Below are 15690 nucleotides of genomic sequence, written 5' to 3' on the forward strand. Positions count from 1 at the left end.
AAAGAATAAGGTCATTTGCTCAAAGGCGATTATTATTATTCCATTTAAAATTAAAACAAAAAATAGCTGGTTTAGCTTCGGAAATGAAACGTCACCAAATTATGATCGAGGTTTCGCAATACCTCTATCGTACATTACTATACTTCCTGCTACGGAAACATTAAGACTCAACTCCGATTTAAATTTAATCAAAAAATGGCTTTTATCAATAGCTTGCGAAGTGAGCCCATGATCTTCTGCTCCTAATAAATAGACACAACGTCTTGGATGGTGAAAAGTTTCTAAATCTTCGGCTTTATCGGTTAATTCTACACCTACAATCCTGGCACCTTTAGGAAGGTTTTTAAAAAAATCTTCAAATGTATCATAGTGAAAATAAGGCATAGACTTTACAGCGTTATGCGTGTCACTAGCTTGCTTAGCATATCTATTTCCGATGGTAAAAATAAAACTCGCACCTAAGTTTTGTGCAGAGCGCCAAAGTACGCCAAGATTTTCTGGAGTTTTTCCGTTTTGAATTCCTATTCCGAAGAACTCATTTTCGAAGTTATTAATCATAACAACAAAAATAGTAATTAGAGGTTAACGCTTAACTACAAAATTTAAAATTAGTCCTGTTAATATTAATAGAATACCCAATAAAGCCACTAAAGTATAGGTTTCATTTAACCAAATTGCACCAATAATCATGGTAAAAATCACTTCAATATATTTAAGTGGTGCGACTTGGTTAATTTCTGTCGTTTGAAAAGCTTTCGTCATGTATAATTGTCCGAAATAGCCGTAAACACCAAGACTTAATAACAATAACCATTCTAAACCTATAGGGTTTGTCCAATCATTAATACTTAAAACTCCACCAATTATTGCCGAAATAATCATAAAATAATTAATGATGACTACGGGATGATCGCTATCACCAATTTTTCTAATAAATATGTATACTAATCCAGTAAATATGGCTGATGCAATGGCAAAAATTAAACCAATATTATTTATTTGATTGTCAAAACCTTTTAAAAGTACAACGCCAAAAAAAGCAATTCCAAAACAAAACCATTGTAAATGTTTGATCTTTTCTTTTAATAAAAACAATGCAAAACATGCGGCAAATATGGGTGAAATATACCTAATAGAAACAGCAGAACCCATTGAGAGATGTTTTATAGACATAAAAAATAAGGTCATGGCTATACAACCTACTACACCTCTAGAAACAAGCAGTACTTTTTTATTCCCTGAAAATGATATTTTGTTTTTTATTAAAAAGGGAATTGTAAATAACAATGTACCAATAGATCTAAAAAACACAATTTGATATACGTTAAAGTAGCCTAGTTTTTTTACAAAAACATTTAGCAGTGCGAAAGCCAAAGCACTAATAGACATGTATATGATAGCTTTTTTGTACATACAATAACGTATTAAAAGCTAACTAATTAATTGTTTTAAAGACTTTTTAAAACTTATAATTACTTGCTCTTTAAGTCCTTTTTTATTTTGTAGATTAGAAATGTCAATATACTCAATTGGTAATTGATTATTGATAAAAATTGATGCGTTATCTTGTTTAAAATTTGAAATCATGATGGCAGCATCAACACTGCCATCATTTATATTTTTTAAGCATTGTTCTTCTTGTTCTTCAGAAGAAAAAGATTGAAAAACAAGCAATCTATAACCTTGTTTAAAAGACATTTTTTGTATGTCTGAAATAATACCACCATAACAAGCGTCTGCTATTTCTGGAACAATAATCGCAAAAGTTCTGGTTCGCTGTTTTCTAAGAGATAACGCAGAAAAATTAGGCACATAATTATGTTCTATGGCTATATTTTTTATAATCTCTTTAGTTTTAGAGCTAATATCACTCTTACCATTTAAAGCTTTAGAAACTGTTGAGACAGAGTATCCAGATAATATAGATATACTTTTAAGAGTTATAGTTGATTGATACATTAACTATATTATTTTCTTAAATCAGAGATTATTGCTAATGCATTTTTAGTATCTGATTCTATTTTAGCTAGATCATAATTACCATCTGCATCTTTTGCAATAAGCTTAGATCCCATACCAACACAAGTTACTCCTGCTTTGAACCAGCCTTCTAAATTTTCTTTGGTTGGAGAAACGCCTCCTGTAGGCATAACGCTTGTCCAAGGTTGAGGACCACGAATTGCTTTAACAAAATCAGGACCATAGATACCACCTGGAAATAATTTTACAACCTCACAACCAAGTTCTTCAGCACGACAAATTTCACTTAAAGAACCACAACCTGGAGACCAAGCTACTTTACGTCTATTACATACTATTGCAATGTCTTCTCTTAAAACAGGAGTTACAATAAAGTTGGCTCCTAATGCCATGAAGCGAGATGCAGACGCTGCATCTGTTACCGAACCAACTCCCATTATCATTCCTGGTAATTCTTTGATGACCCATTTATTTAGCTCTCCAAACACTTCATGAGCAAAATCACCTCTTGCAGTAAATTCAAGTAAACGTGCTCCACCATCATAAGTCGCTTTGATTACTTTTTTACTAATTTCTAAATCTGAATTATAAAACAATGGAACCATTCCTGTTTGTTTCATAACATTTGCAACTTCTATTCTCGTATAATTTGCCATCTTTATATTATTTTTTTTAATTCCAATTTAATATTTTTTTGAAATCATACACCTCTGGATTAGGTACATATGCTCTCGCTTTTTCGTAATCTTTTTCTTTTAAAAAGAATAGATTATCTATAAATAGTTGTGCCATATCAGAATTGATATCAACCAATCTAGGAGGAATTTTACCGTGCTCATCTTCAAAATCTTTTAAAAATAAGGGTTTGATATCTCCACTTGAATTGGCACTAACTATACAATCTGTCAATCCTTGGTCATATAATTTTTTAACACCTATACCTAATAAAGTACATAGTGTTAAATCAAATGCTATTGGATTACAACATCTCAATTCATAACCAAGTTCTACTGGTCGTGACTTAATCTCTAGGCCAATTTCTTTTAGTTTTATTTGTAATAAATAATTAAAAATATGAGACTTGCTAACATTCCCTAATTCAGGATGTCCATGATCATCATAGGTAAAGTTGATTCCAGAATTTATAATTTCGTCTTCATCCATAAAATGAAATACACCTTCACTTACTAATGCTACACCGTACTCAACACCTTCAATTTTACATTTCACTATTGAAGAGATAATCATATTAATTAGCTTATCAAATGTGATTTTAGTTTTATTAAACATTTCGGGTATAATCATCATTTGAAAATGACAAGCAGAAGCAATACCAAATGCTAAATGCCCTGCAGATCTTCCCATTGCTGAAACTACAAACCAATTTTCACTAGTTCTAGCATCTTCATATACTGTATTTCCAATTCTAACACCTTCATCTTTGGCTGTATGAAATCCAAATGTTGGGTTCCTATCAGGCAATGGCAAATCATTATCAATGGTTTTTGGAACATGAATATGTGCAACCTCTAGGCTTTGAGTGTTAAGGTATTTTGTTAGCCTATTTGCCGTAGAAGCAGTATCATCACCACCAATGGTCACTAATAATTTTACATTATTATTTCTAAAAAAATCAGATTTGAAATCGCTGTCTTTAGGTTTAAACCGACTCATAATTAAAGTAGATCCTCCACGACTAAAAATGCGATCGGCATGATGAAAATCAAAAATCTTAACTTCAGGGTTTTCAGCACATAAACCTTCATAACCATGATGTACACCTATGACTTCATAGCCATCTTTGATAAAGGTTTTTGCTAATGTACTTATTACCGTGTTAATTCCTGGAGCTGGACCACCACCACAAATAATTGCAACAGATTTTTTCATAATAACATTAGATTTTAACTTTAAATACTAATTTCTTCACCTCACCATCTCCAATCATTGGAGCATGCACATCATTAGGATAGAAAATAGCAAATTGATTATCTGTTAATTGAAAAAACATATCTGGTTCATCATGAAAAAATCGTCTATCTCTAACAGGATCGTAATCTCCATTTTTAACAGAACATTTTTCTCTTGGTTTCCAAGCAATTGTTTCTAAACCTCTAGCACAAATTTGAATGTCAATATATAAGTCATGACATTCAAATTTTTTTAAACTTTCTTCTTTTAACTTTGCTTCTCCAGTAGCTACAATTAACTTTAATCCATCGGTAATTTCATAAGTACCATCTTCAAGAGTTAAAATATCCTTATCATTTACATAAGCGAATGCTTTAGCAAATAAAGGATGTAACTTACTATAAATACTAGCGTTAGTTAATGTATCTACTATCATAACAAATTATCTTGCTACTCTACCAGACGCATCACCACCCATTAATTTTTCAACTTCAGCAACTGTCACTAAATTTGCATCTCCTTTAATAGTGTGCTTTAAGCAAGATGCAGCCACTGCAAAATCTAATGCATTTTGATCATCTTCAGGATATTTTAATAATCCGTAAATTAATCCACCCATAAACGAATCTCCTCCACCAACTCTATCTACAATATCAGTAATTTGATATTGACGTGTTTCAAACATTTTTTCTCCATCATATAACACTCCAGCCCATGTATTATGCGATGCAGAAATTGAACCTCTCAAGGTTGTAATTACCTTTTTAGCTCTTGGGAATTTCTCCATCATTTGCTTACACACAGATAAAAAAGCTTCTGCTTTAACATCATGACCATCTTTATGCACATCTAAACCTTCTGGATGAATACCAAAGTGTTTTTCAGCATCTTCTTCATTTCCTAAAACAACATCACAATACGATGTTAATTCTGTCATGATTTTTTCTCGATGCGCATCATCACAAAATGTCCAAAGTTTTGCTCTATAATTTAAATCTGTAGAAATGGTCACACCCATTTCACTAGCTACTTTTACAGCTTCTAAACATGCATCTGCAGCTCCTTGAGAAATAGCAGGTGTAATTCCTGTCCAGTGAAACCAAGCCACATCTTTAAATACAGCTTTCCAATCTACCATTCCTGGTGTCATTTCAGAAATTGCAGAATGTGCACGATCATAAACTACTTTAGAACCTCTACTTACTGCACCAGTTTCTAAAAAGTAAATCCCTAAACGGTCTCCACCATAAATAATTTTATCTACACCTACACCTCTTTTTCGCATTTCCATCATCGCACACGCTCCAATATCATTTTTTGGTAATCGTGTTACAAAATCTACGGGAACACCATAGTTTGCAAGAGATACAGCTACATTAGATTCTCCTCCACCATATACAACGTCAAATGTTGATGCTTGTGAAAATCTTAAAAATTGTTGAGGAGCTAATCTTAACATGATTTCTCCAAAAGTGACTACTTTTTTCATTTTATATTTTAATTTATTATGGTTTGGTTAAACGTTTAAGCAACATTTAAAAAATAAATCAAAATAGCGATATTTTGATTATTTCAAGTTAAAACAATACATTTGCTTAAACGATTAAGCAAATATATAAAATCTAAGTGAATAAAAAAAAAACTACCATTAAAGACATTGCAAATGTTTTAGATATTTCACCTGCTGCGGTTTCAAAAGCAATGCATGATGATCCAAGAATTAGTGCAAAAACTAAAAACGCTGTAAAACGTGTTGCACGAGAATTAAATTATCAACCTAATCATTTAGCTAGTGCCTTAAGAAGTGGAAAAAGTAATTTAGTTGGTGTAATTGTACCTAGAACCAATAGTAATTTCTTTTCATCAGTAATAGAAAATATGGAAGGTGTTCTTAACAAAGCAGGTTATAATATTATTATTACGCAGTCTAATGAATCTTTTGAAAAAGAGTGCAAAAATATAGACACCCTTTTATTCACTCAAGTTGACGGTATCATTGCATCTATGGCAAATGAAACTGTAGACCTATCACATTATGAAAAAATAAAATCTAAAGGCATACCGTTAATCTTATTTGATCGAGGTGAAAACGATTTAAATGTTGACTATATTGGTATTGATGACTATGAAAGTAGTCATATGATTATAGAACATTTAACTGCTATTGGTTGTAAGCGTATTGCACATATTGGCGGATTTAGACGAACACGAATCTTTAATAATAGAATACGAGGTTTTATCGATGCACTTCATAAACACAATTTACCTCACGACAAGCATTTATTAATTGAAAGTAGTTTAACCTTAGAAGACGGTAGGTTAAAAATGCAAGAACTATTATCTTTAGATAACCCACCAGATGCTGTTTATGTTGCTAGTGATTATGCTGCATTAGGTGCATTACAAGTTTTAAATGAACAACACGTAAAAGTTCCTGAAGAAATGTGTTTGGTTGGCTTCGGAAATGAGCCTTTTACATCATTAGTTAGCCCAACAATAACAACTGTAAAACAACATAGCGAGCAAATTGGCAAAATAGCTGCAGAAACATTTATTAAGCGTATTGAAGCAAAAAATTGGAAGCCCAAACTAGAAAAAAATATTTTAAAGTCTGAGCTAATAATAAGAAATTCATCCAATAGACATTTATCTATTAAATCTTCCTGAGGTATTTCCATCTAAAACACTCATCACTTCGTCTACACTAGAAAAATTAACATCGCCTTCATACGTATGCTTTAAAGCACTTGCCGCAGCTGCGAATTCCATGGCTTTATAATCATCATCAAAATGTTGTAACCCATAAATTAAACCACCAGCAAAAGCATCACCTGTACCAATTCTATCTACAATATGAGTGATATCTAGATCTAAAGTTTCTCGATATTCGTTACCATTCCACATTCTAGATCTTATTTTATGCCAAGACGCATTAATTGGCGTTCTAATTTTATCGAATGTTTTTTTTATGTTAGGAAATTCTTTTAGCAAATGTTTACTCGCTTCAATAAAATCCTCGTTTGAATAATTATAATCAGCACCTAAAACTTCATTCATCTCGTTAATACCACCAATAAAAATTGTACAGTATTGTAATAAATTTGAAAGTGTATCTCTAGGGTCTGCGCCATATTTCCATAAGCCACTTCTATATGTTGGATCAACCGAAACTTCTACACCTTTTTTTTGAGCCAAAATCAAACCTTCCTTTAAGGTAAGATAACCGCCTTCACATAATGCTGGAGTTATACCTGTCCAATGAAACCAAGTGCAACGTTTAAGTGATTTCTCCCAATCAACCATAGTAGGTGTTATTTCAGAAAATGCAGAATGAGATCTATTATAAGAAATTGCGCTAGGTCGCATAACAGCACCTACTTCTAAAAAATAGATTCCTAGAGGGCGTTTAGACCGAGCAATTCCAGCTGTACTTACACCAAATTTTCTTAAATAAGATTTTGCTGTATCTCCAATAAAATCATCTGATATGGATGAGACATGCCTTACTTTACCTCCAAAATTTGCTATTGAAATGGCTACATTAACTTCTGTGCCTCCAAAATAAAATTCCAAACGATTAGACTGCATAAACTTTTTATTACCTAAAGGCGATAAACGCATTAAAACTTCTCCAAATGTAACGGTTTGATTCATGGTTAATTATTTTGAATTAATTTACAAAAAAAATGCCTTTCATAGTTGAAAGGCATTTAAACTTTTATAATATATACTATTTAGATACCTAAAGCTTGACCACCTCCAATTTGAATAGTTTCTGCTGTAATGAAAGAAGCATCTTTACTTGCTAAGAAAGAAACAACTCCTGCTACATCTTCTGGCTGCCCTAATCTACCTAACATAATATTGTTAGCCCATGAAGCAAAAACTTCTGGTTTGGTCGCTTTAATTTGTGCATGAAATGGCGTATCAATAGTACCAGGTGATACAGCATTCGCTCTAATTCCGTATTCTGCTAAATCTTTTGCTAATGCTCGCGTTATAGCATGAACACCTGCTTTTGATGTTCCATAAATTCCAGCTCCAGGTCCACCTGCTGTCCATCCTGCATTAGATGTGTAGTTAATGATTGAAGGGTGTTCACCTTTCTTTAAGAAAGGTATTGCCGCTCTTGAAGCAAAGAATACAGAGTCTAAATTTAAAGCCATTACAAATCTATAAAAATCTGTAGTCATTTCTTCAAATCTAGATCTTCCACCTAAGCCTCCTGCATTATTTACAAGTACATCAATTCTACCATATTTTTCACCTATAGTGGTGATATTTGAAGTCACTTGATCCTCTTTAGTAACGTCAAAACCGTAATATTCTGCATCAATTCCTTCCGCAGTAAGTTCTTTTAAACGTTCTGCTCCAGCTTCATCATCTATTCCATTTAATACCACGGTATAGCCATCTTGACCTAACCTTTTAGCTACTTCAAAACCTATACCTCCTGTTGCTCCAGTTACTACCGCTACTTTTCCTTTGTTACTCATTTGTACTTATTTTTAAAATGTATTTATTATTATTTTATTTAATATATTATTAAGCCTTAGGTTTTAAAGGCTCGATTCTTGGGCATAATACCCAAACTGCAACTAATGCTGTTATTGATAGAGCACCTCCAATTAAAAATGCATATGTATAATTTCCCCCTTTTGTTAATACTGGAATCAAAATAGTTAATCCAAAAGCGCCTAATTTTGCCGCTGTACCTGCAAATCCAGATAAGGTACCAACTACTTTACCACTAAACATATCACTAGGTAAGGTTTGCACATTTCCAATTGCTGTTTGAAAACCAAACAATAATACAGCCATAATTATAACAGCGTTTATTGCTGATCCTGGTGCTTTTAATAAAAAGAAACAAGGTATCATGATTAAACACCCTAATGTGATTACCATCTTACGCGTTTTATTAACATTCCATCCTGCAGATAATCGATTTTGAGCTAAAAGCCCACCAAACCAAGCTCCTAACATGGCTCCAACATAAGGAACCCATGCTGAGAATGCTATTTCTTTTACGTCTAACCCGAAAACTTCATTAAGATATATTGGAATCCAAACTATAAATAACCACCAAATTGGATCAATAGCTGCTGAAGCTATGATAACTCCCCAACTTTCTTTATGTTTAAGCAATTCTCCAGTGCTCGGAGTATAACCATCATCATAATCACCGTCCTCATCAAGATCTTGATTTTTTTGCCCAGAAAGAATATAATCTCTTTCCTCTTCAGATAACCATGGATGCTTGTCTGGCGTGGTTTTAACGATAAATAACCAAGGTAATAGCCATAAAAACCCTAATAAACCTACGCAAATAAATATAGCTTTCCATTCTAAATACGCAGATAACAACCCTATTATTGGGTAAGCTACAATGCCACCAATAGCAGCACCAGAATTAAATATACCTTGAGCAAATGCTCGTTCTTTTGTTGGAAACCACTCTGCATTAGCTTTCGCTGCTCCTGGCCAATTCCCAGCTTCGGCAATACCTAATATAGATCTGAAAATTGAAAAACTCACTACTCCTTTAGCAAAAATGTGAATTATTGTAGCAAAAGACCAAACTGCTATAGACAAAGCAAAACCTAATCTCGTTCCTATCCAATCAAATATTTTACCAAAAATAGTTTGACCTGCAGCATAGGCTAAAACAAAGATTGCAGATATAGTTCCATAAATTAATTTAGTATCATCTGCACCCATTTCTGGAAACAAATCTTTGGCGATGTTTGGCCAAAGTGCTCCAAAAGCTTGTCTATCTATATAATTGATAACTGCAGCTAAAGCTACTAGTCCAACAACCCACCATCTTAATCCTTTAGTTTTCATACGTCTTTAATGTGTAAATTAAAATGATTTTTTAATATTATAACAATATTGATATAACACATTAAAGTGCTCTTTCATTTTTTGTTTTGCCAATTTTGGATTTTGCAACTCAATAGCATTAAATATAGCTCTATGCTCATCAATACCTAAATTAGCTAAGCTTTTATCGCATACATGATACTTTTCGAAATTTGTAATAATTTCAGGAGTGATTTTTAACATAAAAGTATTCATAGAACTATTCCCACTAGCTTTAGCAATGGCAAGATGAAATAACAAATCTTCTTGCACAGCATCTTTTCCTTCCAATACTTTTGCTTCGTACGCGTTTAATGCAATCTTAATTTTTTCTAAATCTTCATCAGTTCTTCTGAGAGCTGCTAGTCGAACTGTTTTAAGTTCTAATAAAATTCTAGTTTCAACTAAAGATTTAAAATCTGGGCTTTCAAGTCTGATAATATCCTCAATCATACCATTTAAAGCGATAACACCTATATTTGCTACAAATGTCCCACTTTGAGGTATAGATTCCAGTAAGCCATAAAATTCTAATTTTTGTATGGCATCTCTAACATTACTTCTTGTTACTCCAAATTTTTCTGATAATGTTCTTTCAGAAGGTAATTTATCACCTGGTTCAAGATTTTTATCATTTATTAAATCTCGAATATTAGAAATGATAGCATTCTGCATATCTAAACTATCCAATTTTGCTAATATTTCTAATCTCATATTCTTTAAACTTTATAAAATAGTTACTGTTTTTTCGTGTTAAATTTATGTAATAAATACAAAAACAACGCGTTTAATTTTACAAAAAAACTTAAAGTACTTAAAGAATTCTACTCATCATTTATATAGATCAGTAGAACTCAATAAGTGACCAACTCTCAAATAATTAATTTTAATTTTTAAATCTCTATTTATTTATAGAACCTTATTTTAGAAACTCATGTTAATTTCTAACGTCTTATCAATGAAGGCTAAACTCTATAATCTCAACCGCCTTTGTAACTAGGTTAGATACTCAATTCTAATCGATAATTATAAAGACAATAACATTTTTTAGCTTAGTATCCTGGGTTTTGGGTAATTATTCCAAAACTAGATGTAACTTCTGAAATTGGAATAGGCGCTAAATAATAATTAGTATCTGAAAAACCTAATACTGTTGTAGCAGTACCTGTTCTAACTAAATCAAACCATCTATGACCTTCAAAAGCTAATTCTAATCTTCTTTCATTAGCAATTGCTGTCCTTACTGCAGCTTGAGTTGTAGCAGTTGTATTTGGTAAACCCGCTCTATTTCTAATCTTGTTTAATTCTATTATAGCAGCAGGTGTGTTTGAATTTTCATTTAACGCTTCAGCATATAATAAAATTACATCTGCTAGTCTCATTTCAATAAAATCTTGTTCTGCACCTCCAGCTTGTTGGAATTTAGGTGATGCCGACGTCATTTCATCAATAGTAATAGCTCTTCTTAAATCTGTATCACCACCAGCTTCACTTGCGTCAAAAGCAGCAATTAGAGATGGATCTAAAGGGTCTAAAGATTTTGTATCTAATCCAAAAGACCATTCCCAAAACTCAGAAAACCCATATTCATCTGGCACAGAACCTGATATTTGAGTTGAAAATATAATTTCAGAATTCAAATCATTTTCTCCTCCAAAAATGTTTGCGAAATCACTTTGTAAACTTATGCCTGCACCAGGCGCTCCACTTACAACATCTGCAAGACTAGGCTCTGCAAGATTAAAATTACCCATGTGCACATAAACTTTACCTAATAAACCTTGAGCTGCAATTAAAGATGCTCTTCCACTAGCTAATCCTGAATTATCTAGAACAGCTATTGCATCTTGCAAATCAGGAACAATAACATCATTATAGACCTCATTAGCAGGTTGCCTTACTAAAATGGATGTATCTGTTGTGCTTGGTTCAGCAGATAAATTTACTGTAACATCTCCAAACATTTGAACTAATTTGAAATATGACAATGCTCTTAAAAATTTTGCTTGAGCAACATCATTTTCATTTTCAGAATTTGTGATTACGTTATTAGAACTTAATATTGACTTGTATAAAGCTGAATATAAAGGGCGGAAAAACTGTTCATTTAAGGTTCCGTCAAATAAATCGCTATTGTATCTATCAAATGCAGGATATGGTTCTTCATCCATCAAAGCGTTATCTGCTCTAAAATCGCCCATTACTGCCATTGGTGTTACAGAGGCATGTTGATAAAAATATGCAGCGTTTAAAACTTCTGTAAAATTTGTTAATGATTCTGCACTTGCAATATTTGGTGGTGCTTGATCTAAATCTGATGAACATGCTGTTATTAACAGCAATGATCCTAATAATACATATATATTTTTCATTTTTTTTTATTTAAAAGTTAACATTTAAACCGAAAGTAAAACTTCTTACTACAGGACTAGCTCCTACTTGAACACCAGATGTAGTTGGTCCTAAATAACCTCCATTAGTAGTTTCTATTCCTTCTGGGTTAAACGAAGTATAATCATTTGACCAGAAATATAGTAAGTTAGTAGCTGCAGCATAAAGTCTAAGAGAACTTATACCATATTTACTTGTCAAATCATTGTCAAGTGTATAACCAATAGTTAAATTTCTTAATGCTACATAAGACGCATCTTGTATCACAGCATCTGTTTGATCTCTTGCACGTGTATAATGGCGTCCGCTAACATCAGCGATACCATCTCCTCCATCTACTGGTAAACCAGTAACATTATCTAAAGCATCAAAACTGCTACGTAATCTTCCTCCAAATTGAGATTGCCAGTATAACGGATCTATGTTAAAAATTTCTGCACCATGTGAACCTTGAAATTGCATAGAAAAATCAAAAGCTTTATATGTCATTTGACTGTTAAAACCCCAATAAAAATCTGGTGTATTTTGTCCAATTTTAACATAATCATCTCTATCAATTATACCATCATTATTTTGATCTACAACATAGACCTCTCCACTATTAGCACCAAGGGTTCTTGTTGGATCTGCAATATGTACAGACTCAACTTCTCCTGTAGTTTCTAATCCCCACATTTCACCAATTTCTCCTCCAACGTAGTTTCTAAATTCTGGGCCTCTCCCACTCTGACCGTAAATTGTAGGTGGTAATTCGTCTAGACCATCTAAGTCTTTAATTTCAGTATTAACTGTAGATAAGTTACCACTTACGTTCCATGAAAAGTTATCGTTATTAATAAGATTCGCACTTAGTTCAAACTCCAAACCATTACTCTCTACATCACCAGAATTAATTAGTACGCTTGTAGTACCTAAAACTTCTGAAACACTTCTACTAAGTAGTATATCTTCAATGTTAGATGTATAGTAATCTACACTAAATCTAAAACGGTTATTTGAAAACCCTAAATCGGTACCAAAGTTAGTCTCTGTATTAGTTTGCCAAGTTAAATCTGGATTTGCCACATTATCAGGGATTAAAAACCCATTACCTAATCCTGTTGAGGCAGGATTTAGAAGGCTCAATGCATCGTAAGATCCTAAAAATGCAGTAGTTCCTAAGGATCCAACACTAAATCTTAATTTCAATAATGATAAAAGTTCTGACTTATAAAAGGCTTCATTATGTACATTCCAACCTAATGAAAGCGCAGGAAACACAGCATATTTTTCATTAGCACCAAAACGAGAGTCACCATCTCTTCTTACCGAAACAGATGCTAAATAACGATTATCGAAAGCATAATTTACTCTACCAAAAACACTCTGTCTGTTAATTTCCTCATCTCTTTCTGTTACAGTAATATCTTCAGGAGCTAATAGATTATAATTTACAATATCACCAAATGGGACATTAGTACCTCGTAAAGCCGTTCCATTAATATAGAAATTTTGAAACTCTACACCAATTAAAGCAGAAATATCATGCTTTCCTATTTCCTTAGAATAATCTAAAGTAGTAACACTTAATACAGATGATCTTTTAACATCCGTTTGATCTAAGTCTGTTTGATCTGTACGCAATCTAGAATCTGCCTCAAGCCCTTGATAATAATAATCTTGAGTATCATTAATATCAGCACCTAAAACTGTTTTCAAATTTAAACCTTCTATGATACTGTATTGTAAATATGAATTTACATTAGCAAAATATGTACGTTGCGTTTGTTCTGCGTTGTCAAGCTTGGTTGCTGGACCTGCATCTCCTGAACCTCCAATACCATTACCTGATCTTCCGTAATGCCAATCTTGTGCTGTATCTCCTGGTTGTAATGTATAAATACTACTATTAATACCTAAATCTACACCTAAATCACCACCTCTATAGCCATTGTCAAATGGATCTAGACCTAAACCTTGTGCTTGGGCATCTAGTTGTTGAACAAAAGCAATAGACTCTTCAGTGTGATAAATAGGATGTACTCCGTAAGCTCTTAGTAAATCTCTTTGATCATGTGCTAAGATGGCTCTATCAGATTTAAAACCACTAAAACTCACACCTGTTTTGAACTTCTCTCCTAATTTAGCATCAATGTTCATACGTGCATTTACTCTTTCAAATTCTTGAGTAATTGCTATACCTTCAGTATCCTGATAACCAACTGAAGCGAAATAATTTACATTATCACTTCCACCACTCATACTGAAATCGTGGCTTTTACTATTTCCTGTTTGAAATAACCATTCCTCTGGACTAATTGCTCCAGGTGAATTTCTATACGCATTTATTCTATAATTTAATAAAGCTGGATCTACTTCAGAAACATCAAAACTCCCGTTAGCAATGTTATTCTCTATGGTATTAGCCCATTCAGCAGAATTCATAAGTAAATTATCTCTTTGATACTTGTTTGATGTGCTGTAATAGGTATTGTAACTAAACTTAGCTTTACCAGACTTTCCTTTTTTTGTTGTAACCAAAATAACACCATTTGCACCTCTAGAGCCATAAATAGCAGAAGAAGCAGCATCCTTTAGAACTTCTAAACTTTCTATATCATTTGGGTTTACAGTTGCTAAATTTCCAGAAATTGGAAATCCATCAACAACAATTAATGGGCTAGAATCACCAGAAATAGATGACGCTGCTCTTACTTGAATCTTTAAATCTGCACCTGGTTCTCCACTCGCATTTTGAATTAATACACCAGATAATTTACCTGCTAACGCTTCATCAACACGTGTAGCTTGCACTGCCGCAACATCCTCTCCTTTTACTTGCGCTACTGATCCTGTAAGATGTGACTTTTTACGAGTACCATACCCTACAATTACTACCTCATCTAATTGAGCAGAATCTTCTACCATAGAAACAGTTAACGTTGTTTGATCTCCAATAGTTACTGTTTTGGTTACAAAACCTAAATAAGAGAACTGAAGCACATCTCCTGAAGTTACTTTGATTTGAAAATTTCCATCAAAATCTGTTGAAGCTCCTCTTGTCGTATTTAAAACAAGAACATTAACACCCGGAATAGGTTGTTGATCTACTTCAGAAACAACGGTCCCTTTGAGCAACAAGCTCTCTTGAGCAAACATTGTTACGCTAATTAGCAATGCAACTAATAGCGGTAGTTTGTTTTTTAAATTCATAATTAATTGTTTTGAATTGAATTAGTTAATAAAAATAATCACCTATCAAATCTAACAGCGCAAATAAATAACTTTACGTACCTTTGCAACTGTACTTACTTATTAAGTAATTATTATTTTTTACTTCGATCTATAGAAGTATTTTTTTAAAAGGATAGGCCCACCCTGTCCTTTTTTTGTTTAAATTAATTTGGTAAACCAAATTGGTTTACCAGATTGGTTTACCAAATATATATAAAATTTTGTTAATTACAACGTTTTCGCAAAATTTATCTGTTAAAATAGATAATGTTTAAGTTAAAATAGCAAACATTACTTTTTTGGTAGGAATTTTATTACTATAAAATAAGT

At 32.7% G+C, this 15690-nt stretch carries 14 protein-coding genes; 1 reads left to right on the forward strand and 13 read right to left on the reverse strand.

Going from position 1 to position 15690, the window contains the following annotated elements:
* Positions 1-99: 99 nt before the first annotated feature.
* Genes TD29_RS11450 through TD29_RS11480 form a run of 7 tightly spaced genes read right to left on the reverse strand, consistent with a single transcriptional unit; the run spans position 100 to position 5380 of the window.
* Positions 100-558 carry an RNA methyltransferase gene (locus tag TD29_RS11450; RefSeq protein ID WP_040280808.1) on the reverse strand — a complete coding sequence of 153 codons (459 nt, stop codon included), beginning with the start codon at positions 556-558 and terminating at the stop codon, positions 100-102.
* A gap of 24 nt (positions 559-582) precedes the next feature.
* The gene (locus TD29_RS11455) at positions 583-1413 is read right to left on the reverse strand and encodes a DMT family transporter (protein ID WP_241485269.1); all 831 of its coding nucleotides are present in this window, start codon (positions 1411-1413) and stop codon (positions 583-585) included.
* 18 nt (positions 1414-1431) lie between these two features.
* Positions 1432-1959, reverse strand: a complete 528-nt coding sequence (locus TD29_RS11460) for a LacI family DNA-binding transcriptional regulator (protein WP_040280810.1) — start codon at positions 1957-1959, stop codon at positions 1432-1434.
* Positions 1960-1967: 8 nt separating this feature from the next.
* Complete coding sequence (locus tag TD29_RS11465) at positions 1968-2636, reverse strand: bifunctional 4-hydroxy-2-oxoglutarate aldolase/2-dehydro-3-deoxy-phosphogluconate aldolase (protein WP_040280811.1); 669 nt, start codon at positions 2634-2636, stop codon at positions 1968-1970.
* Between the two features lie 16 nt (positions 2637-2652).
* The gene (locus TD29_RS11470) at positions 2653-3870 is read right to left on the reverse strand and encodes a 6-phosphofructokinase (RefSeq protein ID WP_040280812.1); all 1218 of its coding nucleotides are present in this window, start codon (positions 3868-3870) and stop codon (positions 2653-2655) included.
* Between the two features lie 7 nt (positions 3871-3877).
* Positions 3878-4327, reverse strand: a complete 450-nt coding sequence (locus TD29_RS11475) for a YhcH/YjgK/YiaL family protein (protein WP_040280814.1) — start codon at positions 4325-4327, stop codon at positions 3878-3880.
* Between the two features lie 6 nt (positions 4328-4333).
* Complete coding sequence (locus TD29_RS11480; RefSeq protein WP_040280816.1) at positions 4334-5380, reverse strand: sugar kinase; 1047 nt, start codon at positions 5378-5380, stop codon at positions 4334-4336.
* 137 nt (positions 5381-5517) lie between these two features.
* Between TD29_RS11480 and TD29_RS11485 the strand changes: the two genes are divergently transcribed.
* Positions 5518-6558 carry a LacI family DNA-binding transcriptional regulator gene (locus tag TD29_RS11485; protein ID WP_040280818.1) on the forward strand — a complete coding sequence of 347 codons (1041 nt, stop codon included), beginning with the start codon at positions 5518-5520 and terminating at the stop codon, positions 6556-6558.
* On the opposite strand, the gene TD29_RS11490 is transcribed toward TD29_RS11485, so the two are convergent.
* From TD29_RS11490 to TD29_RS11515, 6 genes are all read right to left on the reverse strand, one after another.
* Positions 6538-7545: a sugar kinase gene (locus TD29_RS11490; RefSeq protein ID WP_040280819.1), complete on the reverse strand. Its 1008-nt coding sequence runs from the start codon at positions 7543-7545 to the stop codon at positions 6538-6540. The two genes, TD29_RS11485 and TD29_RS11490, sit on opposite strands and share 21 nt — an antisense overlap.
* Before the next feature lie 80 nt (positions 7546-7625).
* Entirely contained in the window at positions 7626-8387 is a 762-nt protein-coding gene (locus tag TD29_RS11495; RefSeq protein WP_040280820.1) for an SDR family NAD(P)-dependent oxidoreductase, read from the reverse strand.
* Between the two features lie 49 nt (positions 8388-8436).
* The gene (locus TD29_RS11500) at positions 8437-9738 is read right to left on the reverse strand and encodes an MFS transporter (protein ID WP_040280822.1); all 1302 of its coding nucleotides are present in this window, start codon (positions 9736-9738) and stop codon (positions 8437-8439) included.
* Positions 9739-9756: 18 nt separating this feature from the next.
* Positions 9757-10470 (reverse strand): FadR/GntR family transcriptional regulator, encoded by a 714-nt coding sequence (locus TD29_RS11505; RefSeq protein WP_040280823.1) that lies wholly within the window; start codon positions 10468-10470, stop codon positions 9757-9759.
* Positions 10471-10808: 338 nt separating this feature from the next.
* Positions 10809-12128 carry a RagB/SusD family nutrient uptake outer membrane protein gene (locus TD29_RS11510; RefSeq protein WP_040280825.1) on the reverse strand — a complete coding sequence of 440 codons (1320 nt, stop codon included), beginning with the start codon at positions 12126-12128 and terminating at the stop codon, positions 10809-10811.
* Positions 12129-12138: 10 nt separating this feature from the next.
* Positions 12139-15339 carry a SusC/RagA family TonB-linked outer membrane protein gene (locus tag TD29_RS11515; RefSeq protein ID WP_040280827.1) on the reverse strand — a complete coding sequence of 1067 codons (3201 nt, stop codon included), beginning with the start codon at positions 15337-15339 and terminating at the stop codon, positions 12139-12141.
* Between the last annotated feature and the right edge of the window lie 351 nt (positions 15340-15690).

It is taken from the genome of Psychroserpens damuponensis (genome assembly GCF_000826655.1).
Classification (GTDB): Bacteria; Bacteroidota; Bacteroidia; order Flavobacteriales; family Flavobacteriaceae; genus Psychroserpens; species Psychroserpens damuponensis.

Coding starts and splice junctions, on each gene's coding strand:
- TD29_RS11450 (WP_040280808.1), bottom strand. CDS start 558: ATGATTAATAACTTCGAAAATGAGTTCTTCGGAATAGGAATTCAAAAC.
- TD29_RS11455 (WP_241485269.1), bottom strand. CDS start 1,413: ATGTACAAAAAAGCTATCATATACATGTCTATTAGTGCTTTGGCTTTC.
- TD29_RS11460 (WP_040280810.1), bottom strand. CDS start 1,959: ATGTATCAATCAACTATAACTCTTAAAAGTATATCTATATTATCTGGA.
- TD29_RS11465 (WP_040280811.1), bottom strand. CDS start 2,636: ATGGCAAATTATACGAGAATAGAAGTTGCAAATGTTATGAAACAAACA.
- TD29_RS11470 (WP_040280812.1), bottom strand. CDS start 3,870: ATGAAAAAATCTGTTGCAATTATTTGTGGTGGTGGTCCAGCTCCAGGA.
- TD29_RS11475 (WP_040280814.1), bottom strand. CDS start 4,327: ATGATAGTAGATACATTAACTAACGCTAGTATTTATAGTAAGTTACAT.
- TD29_RS11480 (WP_040280816.1), bottom strand. CDS start 5,380: ATGAAAAAAGTAGTCACTTTTGGAGAAATCATGTTAAGATTAGCTCCT.
- TD29_RS11490 (WP_040280819.1), bottom strand. CDS start 7,545: ATGAATCAAACCGTTACATTTGGAGAAGTTTTAATGCGTTTATCGCCT.
- TD29_RS11495 (WP_040280820.1), bottom strand. CDS start 8,387: ATGAGTAACAAAGGAAAAGTAGCGGTAGTAACTGGAGCAACAGGAGGT.
- TD29_RS11500 (WP_040280822.1), bottom strand. CDS start 9,738: ATGAAAACTAAAGGATTAAGATGGTGGGTTGTTGGACTAGTAGCTTTA.
- TD29_RS11505 (WP_040280823.1), bottom strand. CDS start 10,470: ATGAGATTAGAAATATTAGCAAAATTGGATAGTTTAGATATGCAGAAT.
- TD29_RS11510 (WP_040280825.1), bottom strand. CDS start 12,128: ATGAAAAATATATATGTATTATTAGGATCATTGCTGTTAATAACAGCA.
- TD29_RS11515 (WP_040280827.1), bottom strand. CDS start 15,339: ATGAATTTAAAAAACAAACTACCGCTATTAGTTGCATTGCTAATTAGC.